The following is a 14,026-nucleotide window of genomic DNA, read 5'->3' as shown; positions in this document are numbered from 1 at the left end:
ACCAGCCTGGCTTCGGCGGCGAGCCGGACGGTCCGCGCCACCTCCTCGGCACAGTCCGCGTAGCAGCTCTCCAGGTCCGGTCGGCCTCACCGGGACACGGCGTTTCACGCACCCGCTTCGGTGTCAGAGCCCGGCGATCACCTCGCGGAGCGCCTCGATCACCTTCTCCTGGACGTGCTGCGGCAGCGAGGGGTACATCGGCAGGGAGAAGATCTCCTTCGCCAGCCGCTCGGTCACCGGCAGGTCGCCCTCGCGGTGGCCGAGGTGCGCGAAGCCGCTCATCGTGTGCACCGGCCAGGGGTAGCTGATGTTCAGCTCGATGTCGTACGCCCTGAGCCGCTCGATGATGCGGTCCCGCTCGGGGTGGCGGACCACGTGGACGTAGTGGACGTGATCATTGCCCACCGCGTTCGCGGGAAGGACGAGACCGGTGTCCCCCAGCCCCTCCGCATAGCGTCGCGCCACGCGCCGCCGGCCCTCGACGTAGGCGTCGAGGCGCCGGAGCTTGCGGCGGAGGATCTCGGCCTGCACCTCGTCGAGGCGGCTGTTGTGCCCGGGGGTCTGGACAACGTAGTAGCGGTCCTCCATGCCGTAGTAGCGCAGCCGGCGCAGGTTCGCGTCCGTGTCGTCGTCGCGGGTGACCACGGCGCCGCCGTCGCCGTACGCGCCGAGCACCTTCGTCGGGTAGAAGGAGAAGGCCGCGGCGTCGCCCATGGTCCCGGCCAGCCGGCCGTGGTGCCGGGCGCCGTGGGCCTGGGCGCAGTCCTCCAGGACCTTCAGTCCGTGGCGCTCGGCGAAGGCGGTCACGGCGGCCATGTCGACGCACTGCCCGTACAGGTGCACCGGCACGATGGCCGCGGTGCGCTCGGTGAGCGCGCCGGCGAGCTGGTCGGTGCGCATGAGGTAGTCCTCCTCGCGCACGTCGACGAAGACCGGCCGGGCGCCGACGGCGTCGATGGCCAGCACGGTGGGGGCCGCCGTGTTGGAGACCGTGATCACCTCGTCGCCGGGCTTCACCCCGAGCGCCTGCAGGCCGAGGACGAGCGCGTTGGTGCCGTTGTCCACGCCCACGCAGTGCGGCTGCCCGTGGTAGGCGGCGAACTCCTGCTCGAAGCGGGAGACGCTCTCGCCGAGGACGAGCTGACCGGACTGGAACACCGTGTCGACGGCGTCGAGGAGTTCCTCGCGCTCCTCGGCGTACTCCCGCAAGTAGTCCCAGACGTAGGTGGTCATCGCCCGGACACCTCCCGCTCCTTGACTCCGACGAAGAGACCGCGGCCCGTCGGCGGGCCCGGCCGGTACGCGACCGAGCAGCCGGCGTCCCGGAACGCCTGCTCGTACTCGTCACGCGTGAAGAGGGTCAGTACGTCGATCTCGGTGAAGGTCCGGATGCCCGACGGCTCCCCGACGAGGAAGCGGACCTCCATCCGGGTCGCGCGGCCCTGGAGGGTGGAGTGGGAGATCCGGGCCACGGTCCGGTCGCCCTCGCGGGCCAGGTCCCCGGCCACGAACCCCTCCTTGAACTGCTCGGGGAACCACCAGGGTTCGATGATCAGCGCGCCTCCCGGTTCGAGGTGGCGGGCCATCGAGGCCACGGCGGAGCGCATCTCCTCGACGCTGCCCAGATAGCCGATGGCGCAGAACATGCAGGTGACGACGGAGTACCGGCGGCCGAGGTCGAAGTCGCGCATGTCGCCCTCGTGGATGGTGAGGCCGGGCCACCGCCGCAGCGCCAGGTCGCGCATGGGCGCGGCGATCTCCAGGCCCTCCGCCGTGGCGAAGAGCTTGCTGAAGGGGCCGAGATGAGCGGCGGTGCCGCACGCCACGTCGAGCAGCGTGTCGGCGCCCGGGGTGTGCCGGCGGGCCACGGCCGCGATGTCCTCGGCCTCCGCCGCCCAGTCCTTGCCCCGGCTGCGGTACACCGTCTCGTAGACCTCGGCGAGGTCCGTGCTGTACATGGTTTCTCCTCGGGTCGGCTGCTGTCCTGTGCGCCAGGTGGCGGTGGGTCGGGCGCTCCCCTGCCGGGTCCTAGTCGTCTGCCGGGTCCTGGTCGTCTGCCGGGTCCTGGTCGTCGACGAGGGCGACCGCCCGCGCCCAGCCGGCCCCGGCGCCGGCGATCTTCACCGGGAGGCACGACACCTGGAAGCCGTACGGCGCGGGCAGGTTCTCCAGTCCCGAGAGCCGCTCGATCTGGCAGTACTCCCGGTGGCGTCCGGCGACGTGGGCGGGCCAGAGCACGGCGGGGTCCCCGGTCCTCCGGTACTCGGCGATGATCGTGCCGAACGGCGCGTCCAGGCTGAACGCGTCGGTGCCGACCACCCGGATGCCCGCGTCGAGCAGGAAGGCGATGGCGCTCGCGTCGAGACCGACGAAGTCGGTGAAGTACCGGCTGGTGCCCGACCACGCGGCGGCGCCGGTGTGCAGGATCACGATGTCGGACGGGGCGAGCGCGTACCCGATCCGGTCGAGCTCCTTGCGCAGGTCGGCAGCGTCGACCGTGCCCGCCTCCCGGCCCCGGACGTCCAGGACCACTCCGGGGGCGAGGAACCACTCCAGCGGCATCGCGTCGATGTGCCGGGGCACGCCGGTGCCGTACGTCGTCTTCGAGCCGTAGTGCGAGGGCGCGTCGACGTGCGTGCCGGTGTGGGTGGTCAGACTCAGCCGGTCCAGCGAGAGGAACTCGCCGTCCGGCAGGTCGTCGGGGTCGAACTCGATGCCGAAGTGCTTCCGCATCTCGTCGCGCATGTGCAGCGCGCCCTCACGCGGGGACATCACCTCGTGGACCACCGGGTCCGGTTCGAACGAGCCGGAGTCCACCGGCGAGGACAGGTCAATGATGCGCACGGTCACCTCCTGGACGACCACGCCAGCCTGGCCGCAGCCGCTCGGAAGGCATTGGAATCCCGCTCGACGACCGCGCTGCCGTCCCGACCGTCTCGACCGGGATTCGACACGGATGCGTCAGGGTCGGGCGTGGAGACCGTCGTAGGGGAGGCCGTTCATGGACAGCACGGACATCCAGCAGTTCTACGCCCGCCACATGCAGCTGCTCGACGGCGGCGAGGCCGGGGCGTGGGCCGCCACGTTCACGCCCGACGCCACGTTCGCGTCGCCGTCGATGACGGAGCCCGTCCGGGGCCGGGACGGCATCGCCGCCGGCGCGCGGGCGGCGGCCGAGGGGCGGGCGGCCGCCGGGGAGGTGCACCGCCACTGGGTCACCATGACGACCGCGCGGAGCACCGCCGACGGGATCGAGACCGTCTCCTGCGTGCAGATCCTGGCGACTCCCCGGGGCGGCGCGCCGCGGGTGCACCTGTCCTGCGTGATGCGCGACCGGCTGGTCGGGCGGGACGGCGGCGAACTGCTAGTGGCGGAGCGGCACATCACCCGGGACGACCGGCCGGGCGGAGGGGTCGACCGCGCTTCGAGCGGCCGTCAGTAGCGTCCCGGCATGACTCCTAGGACTGTGATCATCACCGGTGGCGGCACCGGAATCGGCCGTGCGACGGCCCGCCGCTTCGCCGGGCAGGGGGACCGTGTGCTCGTCGTCGGCCGTACCGCGGCCGCCCTCGACGAGACGGCCGAGGGACACGACGGCATCCGCACCCTCGTGGCCGACGTCACCGAGCCGGGGGCCGGCGAGACGGTGGTGGAGGCGGCGCTGCGGGCCTTCGGACGCGTCGACGTGCTGGTCAACAACGCCGGGACCGGCACGTTCGCGCCGCTCGCCAAGCTCGACCGGGCCGCGACCGAGCACCAGCTCGCGGTCAATCTGCTGGCGCCGGCCTTCGTGGCACAGGCCGCCCTGGACGCCCTGGAGGCGACCGGCGGCACCATCGTCAACGTCAGTTCCGCCGGCTCGCTGGGCATCCAGGGGTTCCCCGACAACTCGGTGTACTGGGCCACGAAGGCGGCGCTGAACCACTTCACCCGCACCTGGGCCGTGGAGCTCGCGCCGCGCGGCATCCGCGTGGTGTCGGTGGCGCCGGGCGTGACGGACACCGGCATCGGCGAGCGCGTCGGCATGTCCGCCGAGGAGTACCAGGGGTTCCTCGGCCAGATCTCGGAGCGCATCCCGCTCGGGCGGGTCGCCACCCCCGAGGACGTGGCCTGGTGGGTCACGGCCCTGGCCGATCCCGGGGGCCGCTACATGACGGGCGCCGTCGTCCCGGTGGACGGCGGTCTCTCCCTCACCTGACCGCTCCGGCGGCCCGGCCGCACACGCCTGCGGGCCGCACCGTCCACCGGTGCGGCCCGCCGACGTGCGGGTCCGTCGAGGTCGCGGCTCAGACGCCGTCGTGCTCGACCCTGCGGCGGCGGACCAGCCAGCCGTCGCCGTCCGGCACCAGTTCGTCCTCGCACACCGCGCTCAGATGCAGCCTGCTCTGCCCCCCGGGCGGGGTCGCCAGGACCTGCGCGTAGCAGCGGGTGTGCAGAGAGCCGTCGGGGCCGGGCACCACGGTGAGCATGGAGAACACGTGGCGCCGCTGCTCCGGCGTGTCCGCCGTCCGCGCCAGGTTCCGGCGTACGGCGGCGGCGACGGCCTCCCGGCCGCGCAGGGGCTCGGGCGCGGTGTTCTGCGCGAACACGCCGTCCTCGGTGAAGGTGCGCGCCCACTCCTCGGCCCGCCGCTCGTCCAGCAGCCGCATCTGCCGGGCGTAGAACTGCTGCACGGCGACGTAGGTCTGCGCGGGGACCGGCTCGGTGCCGCCGAGCCGCTTCGCGTGCTCCGCCGCGTGCCGCAGCGTGGCCAGGCTGTTGCGGCCGAGCGCCTGACGGATCATGGTGCGGGCGGCGGCCACGTCGGCCTGCGGGCCGAGGACGGTGGTCACGGCGTCCGGCTCGATCCGCACGGTGTGCCGGGAGGTGACCGTGCAGCCCCGCTCGTCCTCCTCGAAGATCCACTCGCCGGTGTGCGCGGCCATCAGCGCCGGTGTCCGGATCTGCTTGTAGACGATCCGCTCGGCGGGGAAGCAGACCCGCACCGAACGGGTGGTGTGGGTCTCGCCGTCGGCGGTGAGGGTGTCCATCTCCAGGATCTGCTCGTTCGGGGTGTCCTCGGTGAGGACGACCCGGGCGACGTGCGGCAGCCGCTCCGTCCAGCGGTCGGCGGCGCGGATGAACTCGTAGGCGTCCTTGGCCGGTCCGTCGACGCGCACGCTGTCGTCGAAGGTGAAGGTGAGGCCGGCGTCCGCCTCCTCCGCGCCCCGGCGCAGCGCCTCCAGCTCCGAGGCGGTGTTGGTGTCGATGGCCCGGTTGATCCACTCGACGTGCTCCGGGGCGTCGTCGACGGCCGTGAACGTGTGGGTGAAGCGCACCCGGGTCCGGTCCGGGCCGAGCGGCTCCAGCCGCCACTCCCCGCTCATGCTCCGCACGGGCGCCCGGGACTCCTCCTGACGGAACGCCACGCGCAGTCCGGCCCGGTCCAGTTCACGGCGCGAGGTCCAGCTCTTGACCTCGCCGTTGGCCGTGGCCCAGATCCGCAGCCGCTCCCGGCGGTCGTCGCCCTCCAGGCGCTCGACGTGGACGCTGGGCGGGAAGTGCACCGGCCAGCGGGACGCGTCGGCGACGAGGTCGAACACCGCCTCGGCGGGCGCTCGCACGTCGATCTCGTGGACGGTGTGGTGTGCGGTCTCCTCCGGCATGGCTCTCCTCAGTAGTTGCCCAGCCCGCCGCAGACGTTGATCGCCTGCGCGGTGACGGATGCGGCCGCGTCGGTCAGCAGGTAGCCGACCATGCCCGCCACCTCGTCGGGCGTGGTGTAGCGGCCGAGCGGGATCTTGGCCTGGAACCGGTCGAGGACCTCCTCCTCCGTGGTGTCCCAGGCGGCGGCGTAGCCCTGCCGGACCCGCTCCGCCATGGGGGTCTCCACATAGCCGGGGCAGACCGCGTTGACCGTGATGCCGGTCTTGGCCAGCTCCAGGCCCAGGGCCTTGGTGAAGCCGACGACGCCGTGCTTGGAGGCGGAGTAGGGGGCGCCGAGCACCACGCCCTGCTTGCCGCCGGTGGAGGCGATGTTCACGATCCGGCCCCAGCCGGCCTCCCGCATGCGGCCGGTGGTCAGGGCGGCCCGGGTGACGCGGAAGACGCTGTCCAGGTTGGTGGCCATGACGTCGTCCCACAGCTCGTCGGTGAGGGTGTGGGTCGGCCCGCCGCCGCTGCGGCCGGCGTTGTTGACGAGCACCTCGACGGGCCCGTGGCGCTCCACGGCGGCGGACATCAGGGCCTCGATCTGCGCGACCTCGCGCACGTCGCAGGCGGTGCCGTCCACCTCGTGGCCCTCGGCGCGCAGTTCCTTGACGGTGAGCGCGACCCGGTCGGCGTCCCGGGCGCAGAGGTACACGCGGTGGCCGGCTCCGGCCAGCGACCGGGCGACGGAGAGGCCGATCCCGCTGGTGGCACCGGTGACGACGGCAACCCGGCTGGGTTCTGCGGACATGGTCTGATCAGCCCTTTCGCGTGCAGAACTCGGTGATGGTCTCGATGACGTAGTCGAGCATTTCGCCGGTGAGCCCCGGGTAGACGCCGATCCAGAAGGTGTCCTCGGTGACGGTGTCGCAGTTGGTCAGCTCGTCCACGATCCGGTAGCGCACGTCCTGGTAGGCGGGGTGGCGGGTGATGTTCCCGCCGAACAGCCGGCGGGTGCCGATCTTCCGGCCTTCCAGGAAGTCGACGAGGTCCCGGCGGGTGAAGCCCGCGCCGGGCAGCACGGTCAGGGCGAAGCCGAACCAGCTGGGGTCGCCGCCCGGGGTGGCCCGCGGCAGCAGCAGTCCGGGCACTGAGGCCAGTCCGTCGTGCAGCCGCTGCCAGTTGCGCCGGCGGGCCGCGCCGAAGTCGTCGACCTTCTGCAACTGGCTGAGCGCCAGGGCGCCCTGGAGGTCGGTGGCCTTCAGGTTGTAGCCGACGTGGGAGAAGATGTACTTGTGGTCGTAGCCGGCCGGGAGGGTGCCGAGCTGGTAGTCGAACCGCTTCAGGCAGGTGTTGTCGGTGCCCGGTTCGCACCAGCAGTCCCGGCCCCAGTCGCGCATCGACTCCACGATCCGGGCCAGTTCCAGGCTGGCCGTCAGGACGCAGCCGCCCTCGCCCGCGGTGATGTGGTGGGCCGGGTAGAAGCTGACCGTCGACAGGTCGCCGAAGGTGCCGGTGAGTTTGCCCTGGTAGGTGGAGCCGACGGCGTCGCAGTTGTCCTCGATGAGGAACAGGTCGTGCCGACGGGCGAGTTCCGCGACCTCGGCGACGGGGAACGGGTTGCCGAGGGCGTGCGCGATCATGATGAGCCGGGTGCGCGGGGAGATCGCCGCCTCGATCTGTGCCAGCGAGGCGTTGTAGGTGCCCAGTTCCACGTCGACGAAGACCGGTGTCAGACCGTTCTGGACGAGCGGGTTGATCGTGGTCGGGAAGCCGGCGCCCACCGTGATGGCCTCGTCGCCGGGGCGCAGCCGCAGGTCCTTCAGCTTCGGCGAGGTGAGCGCGCTGACGGCCAGCAGGTTGGCCGACGATCCCGAGTTCACCATGTGCGCCTTGCGCAGCCGGAAGTAGCGGGCGAACTCGCTCTCGAACTTCCGGGTGCGCACGCCGGCGGCGATCCGCATCTCCAGTGCGGCCTCGACCAAGGCGTGCCGGTCCTCCTCGTCGAGGACCGCGCCCGAGGACAGGATCGGCGTGACTCCCGGTTCGAAAGCGCGCGTTTCCTGTTCCTTGTGGTACTTGCGCGCCAGTTCCAGCACCAGCGCCTTGGTGTCCGTCACCTCTGAACCCCTCATCGTCGGTCGTTGCCTAACCCGGTCGTGTCGTGCGCCGCCGCTGCCGCCCCCGGGTCGTCGCGGTGTTCGGCGACCAGCCGCTCCAGCACCGGGACGACCTCGTTGGGGCTGGGCACGGCGAGCAGTTCCTCCTGGAGCCGCCGGGCCCCGCGGGCGAACGACGGCTCGGTGATCAGCCGCTGGACCTGCTTGCGCAGCACGTCGGGAAGCAGGCCGTCGCTCGGCACGCACAGACCGGCGCCGATGTCCTCGAGGCCGCGGCCCATGACCTCGGTGTCCCAGCCGAAGGCCAGGATCAGCTGGGGCACGGCGTGCAGTTCGGCGGTCGCCTTGGTGCCGACGCCACCGTGGTGGACCACCGCGTCACAGGTGGGCAGCAGGTCGTTGAGCGGGACGAAGTCGACCAGGCGCACGTTGTCCGGCAGGTCCTGCGCCGCTTCGCGGGTCGCCTCGTCGACGGTGGCGACGATCTCCGCGTCCAGCTCCGCGAGGTGCGCCAGCAGTTCGGCCATGTCGACGCCCACGTCCGAGGCCGAGGAGCCGAGCGTCACGCAGACGCGGCTGCGCCCGGGGTGGGTGCGCAGCCAGTCCGGCACCACCGCGGGACCGTTGTACGGCACGTGCCGCACCTGGACGGTCGGCAGGTCCAGGTCGAGCTGGGTGCTGGGCGGCGTGGTGTTGACGGTCCACTGGCCGGTGACCATGTCCTCGTCGAAGCCGGCTTCGCAGCCCAGCCGCCGCAGGGTGCGCTCCAGCCATTCGGCGGTGGGGTCCTCGCGGTGCTCCGGCTCCTGCTCGGCGGCCAGGCGCAGGAACTCCTTGCGGGCCCGCACGCTGATGTCGGGGCCGGAGACCAGCCGGCAGTGGGCGGCGCCCGTCACCCGTGCCGCGATGGCCCCGGCGAGGGTGAAGGTCTCCCAGACGACGAGGTCGGGCTGCCAGGAGCGGGCGAAGTCCACCAGGGCGTCGACCATGGTGTCGTTGTTGAGGGCGCCGTAGAGCGTCGGCACCATCACGTTCTCCAGGGCCAGCAACTGCTCGTACGTCCAGGGGTGTTCGCCCCGGGCGGCGTAGTCGAAGCCCTGCACGTGGGCCGAGGCCTCGTCGTGGAGCTTGCCGAGCAGGCCGAGGTCCTCCAGGGCGCCGAGCGACCACTCGACGGGCACGGCGGTCAGTCCCGTGCCCGTGATGACGTCGGTCAGCTCGGGCTGGCTGGCGATCCGCACCTCGTGGCCCGCGGTGCGCAGCGCCCAGGCCAGCGGCACGAGTGGGTAGTAGTGGGTGTGGTGGGCCAGTGAGGTGAACAGAACCTTCATCGCGTCTCCTCCTCGCCGAGTCGGGCCGGCAGCCTGACCAGGCGCCGGGTCACGGGCGCCCGGCGCAGGCGCACCGGTTCGCCGTCCGGCCGCAAGCGCTCGAACCGCTCGGCCAGCGCCGCCAGCGCCTGCTCGGCCTGCGCGGTCGCGGCCGGGAGCAGGGCGGCGCAGGCGGGCACGGGCAGCGGGGCCGGGCCGCCGCCGGTCGCGATGGTGACGACCGTGACGGGGTCGCCGGTCTCGATGCGGGCCCCGGCCACCTCGGCCGGGGCGCAGGCCACCAGGGGGTGCGCCCGCCACAGCGGCCGGCCGCGCAGGGCCTCCTCGACGACCCGGGCCGCGTGCGCGGGGTCCGAGCGCAGCAGCGCCCAGTCCCGCGGCCGGTCGAGGAGCATGTGCAGGGCGTTGCCGAGCAGGTCCGCCGCGGCCCGGGCCCCGGCCACGGCGAGCAGCAGGTCCGCCTCCGCCCGGTCGCTGCCGGCGAACAGCTCCCGCAGTCCGCGTACGCCTGCCGCGAGGCGCCGCGTCGCTTCCAGGGTCTGCGGGCAGAGCAGCGCGTCCACGGCCGGTGCGGTCCCGGCGAGGCCGGCGGCGAACGCCGCGTGCCGCTCCTCGGGCACGTCCAGGAGGACGGCGTACACCGCCGCGGTCAGCGGCTCGGCGAAGCCGGCCATCAGGTCGACCGGGCCGGGGCCGAGCCGGGCCGCCGCCCGCGTGGCCTGTTCCCGCAGTGCCCCGGCGTGGCCGCGCACGGCCCTCGTCCCGCCCCGCAGTACCAGGTCCCGGACCAGCGCCGTGGTGCGCTGGCGCGCCAGGTCGGGCAGCCACTCCTCCGCCTGCGGCACGGCGGCGGACACCGCCAGGTCCCGGCTGCCGGACAGTTCCCGGAGCACCGTGGGTCCGGTGACGACCCAGGTGTCGAGCCGGCTGCGCCACACCGGCCCCCGCTCCGCGACCGGCGCGAGGAGCCCGCCCGTGCCGTCCGTGCGGTCCTCGCCGCTGTCGAATCCCCGTACCAGCCGCGCGTACGGGTCGCCCTCCCCCGGCACGAACGGCTCGCCGTTGATCGCGTAGAGCCACTGTGCCGCGTGGACGAGTTGCAGTTCGCGCCCCAGGGCATTCGTCGCCGCCGTCACCCCGCCACCTCCGTCATCCGATTCCCTCGGCAAGGTACGGGGCCGTATTAGAAGAACACTCGAACTGCCTTTTTCCGCGTCCACCGTTCCTCAAGCAGTGCTTGATCTCCCGGTCCTACGGTGGGGAAGCCACTGGACTCCCGCGAGGTGATGAGGATCCCTATGCCAGAGCACCGTCAGCAACGGGCGCTCCGAATGGGCGTGATCGGTACGGCGAACATCGCGATGCGCCGGATCATGCCCGTTCTCGCCGCGCACGACCAGGTGGACCTCGTCGCGGTGGCCAGCCGGGACAAGGCGAGGGCCGAGCGGGTGGGAGCCGCATTCGGCTGCCACGGCGTGGGGGATTACGCGGAGCTCGTCGAGCGGGACGACCTGGACGCCATCTATATTCCGCTGCCGCCCGCCATGCATCACGAGTGGGCCCTGCGGGCTTTGCGGTCGGGAAAGCACGTGCTGGTCGAGAAACCGATGTCGGACACGTACGAGAAGACGCTCGAGCTGATGTCGACCGCGTCGGAACTCGGACTCGTGCTGGCCGAGAACTTCATGTTCCTGCACCATTCCCAGCACACCGCGGTACACGCGATGCTCGACGAGACCGTGGGGGAACTGCGGCTGTTCTCCGGGTCGTTCGCCGTGCCGCCGCTGGCCCCGGAGTCGTTCCGGTACCAGCCGGCGCTGGGCGGGGGCGCGTTGCTCGACGTGGGGGTGTATCCGCTGCGCGCGGCCCAGCTGTACCTGGCCGGGGAGCTCGATGTGCTCGGGGCGTGTCTGCGGGTGGACGAGGCGACCGGGGTGGACGTGGCGGGCAGCGTGCTGCTGTGCGACGAGCGGGGGGTGACGGCCCAGCTGGACTTCGGCTTCGAGCACTCCTACCGGTCGACCTACGCGCTGTGGGGCGACCGGGGCCGGGTGAGCGTCCGGCGGGCCTTCACGCCGCCGGAGCAGTTGAAGCCGGTGGTCCGGATCGAGCAGCAGGACGTGGTGACGGAGCGGTCGCTGCCCGAGGACAACCAGGTCTACAACGCGATGGACGCCTTCGTCCGCGCGGCCCTCACGGGCACGGGTCCCCTCACCGACACGTCGGTGATCCACCGCCAGGCCCTCCTGGTCGACCGCGTCCGCCGCGCGGCGACGCTCGTGGGCGATCCGAAGACCCGCCCGAGCGACGTCCTGGCGGAGGACCCGGCCTGACAGGAGACAGGCGGAGGACCTGCGCCCCGGCCCGGACGTGCCCCGTCCGGGCCGGGGCGTGACCGTTGAGCCGGGCCGGAGTCGTCCGGCCCTTCCCGTTCCGGCACACCATCGACGAGGCTCGCCCTCCGGGCAGCGCCGGGCCCCGGGACCGCAGCCCCCCGCCCCCAGAACTCCGCACGGACCCGCTCCCGCACCCCGCCGGTCAGCCCGGCGGGGTGCGGGGGCGGCGCGCTGCCCGGCCGCGGGACGGGGTCAGCGGGAGAGGACCTTGCGCAGGACTCCGCCGAGGGCGTCCACGGCGTCGGACGACGGTTCGTCCGTGCGCCAGGCGACGATGCCGTCCGGACGGACCAGGCTCGCGCCCGCCTTGCCGATGCCGTACCGGTCGGCCACCGCGGCCTCGGGATCCGTGAGACCGGCACCGATCCGGTACGCCCTCACCGGGACGCCCAGCTCCGCCGAGACGGTCTCCGCCGCCGCGACCCAGTCCGCCCCCAGCTCACCGGCGAGCAGGGTCCAGCCGTCGCCGAACAGGTCGACCGTGGAGATCCGTTCGCCGTGCCGGGTCACCGGGACGTGCGGCCCCCGGAAGCCGGGGCGGCCGCTCGGGGTCATCGGGTTCTCCACCCGCGCCGGGTCGTCGTCCGTGGCCAGCACCGCCGAGGAGCGGTAGCGGAAGCCGAGCAGCGTCTCGGGGTAGCCCACCGACTTGTCCCACACGTCCGCCATGTGCGGCGCCATCCGCTGCGCGTAGATCGCCAGCGCCTCCGCCACGACCAGCTCCGCGGCGACCTTGCGCTCGTCCTCGTACGTGCCGAGGAGTCCCGGCCCGGCCTGCCCGTGTAGCACCGCCGCCAGCTTCCAGGCCAGGTCGAACCCGTCGGCGACGGCCGCGTTGCCGCTCATGCCCCCGGTCGGCGGCGTCACCTTCGCCGCGTCCCCGACGAGGAACACCCGCCCTTCGCGCCAGCGTTCGGCGATCCGGGCCGCCATCTCCCAGCCTTGGATGTCGACCAGCTCGGGCTTCACCTCGGGAGCGTCCAGGGCGAGGCCGATCAGTTCCACGCAGCGCTCCGGCGTGAAGTCCTCGGGGCGCTCGCCCTCGTCGGGGTCGTACTCGACGAAGAGGGTGTGCCGGTCGGGCCGGTCCGTCGGCCCGAACGTGCCGGTGAACTGCGGATGGTGCAGGTAGTACCAGCCCGTCGTGCCCGGCTCCATGATGCCGGAGAGGTCCGCGTCGAAGATGACGCCGACCATGTGGGTCAGCGTGCCGTGCCCGTACCGCGCGATCCCCAGCGACTCCCGCACCAGGCTGCGGTTGCCGTCGGCGCCCACGAGGTGGCCGGCGCGCAGGTCGTACGCGCCCTCGGGCCCCTGGAGCCGGGCCGTGACGCCGTCCGCGTCCTGCTCGAACGACACCAGCCGGGTGTCGAAGCGGATGGCGCCGCCGTGCCGCTCCGCCTGCGCGAGCAGGATCGGCTCCAGCCTGTCCTGGGACAGCATCGCCCAGCCGGCCGGGGTGCAGGGCCGGGTCGCGGCCACCATGTCGTCGAAGCTCTCCGAGACGGTCCGCAGGATCTCGCCCCGCACGCTCTGGGCGAGCCGGATGACGAAGTCGCCCTGGGCGCCGCGGATGTCGTCGGCCCGGGTCACCTCGTCGGCGACGCCCCCGATGCGCAGCAGCTCCATGGTGCGCGGGTTCTGCCCCGCGGCCCGCGGATAGGGCGAGAGCCCGGACCTGCGCTCCACCACGAGCACGCGCACCCCCTGCCGGGCGAGGAACATCGCCGTCGACAGGCCGCCGAGGCCCGCACCCACCACCAGAACGTCGACCTCGTGGTCGTTCATGTCGTTCCTCTCGTCGTTGCTTGCGGGGTCCCGTCGCCGCTTCACACCCGGACACCGACGAACAGGCCGCGGCCCGACGGCGCATCGGGGAGGTACTCGACCGCGAAGCCGGCCTCCCGGAACGCCTGTTCGTACTCGGCGCGGCTGAACAGGGAGATGATGTGGGTGTCGACGAAGTGCCGGGCGCCCGCGCCGGGTTCGGCGACCACGAAGTGCACGTCCATGTGCGAGGTGCGGCCGCGCCGGGCGGAGTGCGAGACCCGGGAGACGGTGACGCCGTCGACGGTCACGACGTCGGCCGAGACATGGCCGTCGGCGAACGTCTCGTAGAACCACCACGGGTCGACGACGGCCACCCCGCCGGGCTCCAGATGCCGGGCGAACACGGCGAGCGCCCGGCCCAGTTCGGCCACCGACGTCATATAGCCGATGGATCCGAACATGCAGGTCACCACGTCGAAGGTGGTGTCCAGGCGGAAGTCGCGCATGTCGCCGCGGTGCACGGTCACCCCGGGCAGCGCGGCGCGCGCCGCCTCGGCCATCGGCGCGGACAGCTCCACCCCCTCCACGTGCGCGAAGAGCTCGGTGAAGTGCCGCAGGTGGCCGCCGGTGCCGCACGCGATGTCGAGCAGCCGCCCGGCGCCGGGCCGGCGCTGCCGGGCGGCGGCGGCGACCGCCTCGGTCTCGGCGCGGTAGTCCTTGCCCCGCTCCCGGTGCACGAGGTCGTAGACCCGGGCGAGGTCCGCCCCGTACATCGTCTCCC

General features: G+C 72.8%; 13 protein-coding genes. 3 read left to right on the top strand and 10 right to left on the bottom strand.

Annotation, left to right across the window (positions count from 1 at the left end):
* Positions 1 to 123 precede the first annotated feature (123 nt).
* The 3 genes from ABZ948_RS27690 to ABZ948_RS27680 form a co-directional block, all read right to left on the bottom strand.
* Positions 124 to 1,233 carry a DegT/DnrJ/EryC1/StrS family aminotransferase gene (locus ABZ948_RS27690; RefSeq protein ID WP_359763891.1) on the bottom strand — a complete coding sequence of 370 codons (1,110 nt, stop codon included), beginning with the start codon at positions 1,231 to 1,233 and terminating at the stop codon, positions 124 to 126.
* Positions 1,230 to 1,958, bottom strand: a complete 729-nt coding sequence (locus ABZ948_RS27685) for a class I SAM-dependent methyltransferase (RefSeq protein ID WP_359763889.1) — start codon at positions 1,956 to 1,958, stop codon at positions 1,230 to 1,232. The genes ABZ948_RS27690 and ABZ948_RS27685 overlap by 4 nt, the downstream gene beginning before the upstream one ends.
* A 70-nt stretch (positions 1,959 to 2,028) precedes the next feature.
* Complete coding sequence (locus ABZ948_RS27680; protein ID WP_359763888.1) at positions 2,029 to 2,844, bottom strand: cyclase family protein; 816 nt, start codon at positions 2,842 to 2,844, stop codon at positions 2,029 to 2,031.
* Between the two features lie 157 nt (positions 2,845 to 3,001).
* Here ABZ948_RS27680 and ABZ948_RS27675 point away from each other — a divergent pair, with 157 nt between their 5' ends.
* Positions 3,002 to 3,442: a nuclear transport factor 2 family protein gene (locus ABZ948_RS27675; protein ID WP_359763886.1), complete on the top strand. Its 441-nt coding sequence runs from the start codon at positions 3,002 to 3,004 to the stop codon at positions 3,440 to 3,442.
* 24 nt (positions 3,443 to 3,466) lie between these two features.
* Positions 3,467 to 4,198 (top strand): SDR family NAD(P)-dependent oxidoreductase, encoded by a 732-nt coding sequence (locus tag ABZ948_RS27670; RefSeq protein ID WP_359763894.1) that lies wholly within the window; start codon positions 3,467 to 3,469, stop codon positions 4,196 to 4,198.
* Positions 4,199 to 4,286: 88 nt separating this feature from the next.
* Here the strand turns inward: ABZ948_RS27670 and ABZ948_RS27665 are convergent, their stop codons facing one another.
* From ABZ948_RS27665 to ABZ948_RS27645, 5 genes are read right to left on the bottom strand one after another with little or no spacing between them, the layout of a single operon-like run.
* Positions 4,287 to 5,645, bottom strand: coding sequence for a nuclear transport factor 2 family protein (locus ABZ948_RS27665; protein ID WP_359763885.1), 1,359 nt, complete (start codon positions 5,643 to 5,645; stop codon positions 4,287 to 4,289).
* A gap of 8 nt (positions 5,646 to 5,653) precedes the next feature.
* Positions 5,654 to 6,439 (bottom strand): 3-oxoacyl-ACP reductase FabG, encoded by a 786-nt coding sequence (gene fabG / locus ABZ948_RS27660; protein WP_359763883.1) that lies wholly within the window; start codon positions 6,437 to 6,439, stop codon positions 5,654 to 5,656.
* Between the two features lie 7 nt (positions 6,440 to 6,446).
* The gene (gene rfbH, locus ABZ948_RS27655) at positions 6,447 to 7,748 is read right to left on the bottom strand and encodes a lipopolysaccharide biosynthesis protein RfbH (RefSeq protein ID WP_359763881.1); all 1,302 of its coding nucleotides are present in this window, start codon (positions 7,746 to 7,748) and stop codon (positions 6,447 to 6,449) included.
* Between the two features lie 11 nt (positions 7,749 to 7,759).
* Positions 7,760 to 9,079, bottom strand: coding sequence for an activator-dependent family glycosyltransferase (locus ABZ948_RS27650; protein ID WP_359763879.1), 1,320 nt, complete (start codon positions 9,077 to 9,079; stop codon positions 7,760 to 7,762).
* Complete coding sequence (locus ABZ948_RS27645) at positions 9,076 to 10,215, bottom strand: cytochrome P450 family protein (protein ID WP_359763877.1); 1,140 nt, start codon at positions 10,213 to 10,215, stop codon at positions 9,076 to 9,078. Before ABZ948_RS27645 ends, ABZ948_RS27650 begins: the two co-directional genes overlap by 4 nt.
* A 162-nt stretch (positions 10,216 to 10,377) precedes the next feature.
* On the opposite strand from ABZ948_RS27645, the gene ABZ948_RS27640 reads away from it, so the two are divergent.
* Entirely contained in the window at positions 10,378 to 11,412 is a 1,035-nt protein-coding gene (locus ABZ948_RS27640; protein WP_359763876.1) for a Gfo/Idh/MocA family protein, read from the top strand.
* Positions 11,413 to 11,667: 255 nt separating this feature from the next.
* Here the strand turns inward: ABZ948_RS27640 and rdmE are convergent, their stop codons facing one another.
* Both rdmE and ABZ948_RS27630 read right to left on the bottom strand, forming a co-directional pair.
* Entirely contained in the window at positions 11,668 to 13,263 is a 1,596-nt protein-coding gene (gene rdmE, locus ABZ948_RS27635) for an aklavinone 12-hydroxylase RdmE (RefSeq protein ID WP_359763874.1), read from the bottom strand.
* A 41-nt stretch (positions 13,264 to 13,304) separates the two neighbouring features.
* Positions 13,305 to 14,018, bottom strand: coding sequence for a class I SAM-dependent methyltransferase (locus tag ABZ948_RS27630; RefSeq protein WP_435857624.1), 714 nt, complete (start codon positions 14,016 to 14,018; stop codon positions 13,305 to 13,307).
* Positions 14,019 to 14,026 lie beyond the last annotated feature (8 nt).

The sequence above is a fragment of the Streptomyces olindensis genome, from assembly GCF_040645895.1.
GTDB lineage: Bacteria > Actinomycetota > Actinomycetes > Streptomycetales > Streptomycetaceae > Streptomyces > Streptomyces olindensis.
This window is presented reverse-complemented; position numbering and strand designations above follow the sequence as displayed.

Bases quoted from the DNA above. Each gene is read 5' to 3' on its own strand.
- ABZ948_RS27690 (WP_359763891.1), bottom strand. From the start codon at position 1,233: ATGACCACCTACGTCTGGGACTACTTGCGGGAGTACGCCGAGGAGCGC.
- ABZ948_RS27685 (WP_359763889.1), bottom strand. From the start codon at position 1,958: ATGTACAGCACGGACCTCGCCGAGGTCTACGAGACGGTGTACCGCAGC.
- ABZ948_RS27675 (WP_359763886.1), top strand. From the start codon at position 3,002: ATGGACAGCACGGACATCCAGCAGTTCTACGCCCGCCACATGCAGCTG.
- ABZ948_RS27665 (WP_359763885.1), bottom strand. From the start codon at position 5,645: ATGCCGGAGGAGACCGCACACCACACCGTCCACGAGATCGACGTGCGA.
- fabG (WP_359763883.1), bottom strand. From the start codon at position 6,439: ATGTCCGCAGAACCCAGCCGGGTTGCCGTCGTCACCGGTGCCACCAGC.
- ABZ948_RS27650 (WP_359763879.1), bottom strand. From the start codon at position 9,079: ATGAAGGTTCTGTTCACCTCACTGGCCCACCACACCCACTACTACCCA.
- ABZ948_RS27640 (WP_359763876.1), top strand. From the start codon at position 10,378: ATGCCAGAGCACCGTCAGCAACGGGCGCTCCGAATGGGCGTGATCGGT.
- rdmE (WP_359763874.1), bottom strand. From the start codon at position 13,263: ATGAACGACCACGAGGTCGACGTTCTGGTGGTGGGTGCGGGCCTCGGC.
- ABZ948_RS27630 (WP_435857624.1), bottom strand. From the start codon at position 14,018: ATGTACGGGGCGGACCTCGCCCGGGTCTACGACCTCGTGCACCGGGAG.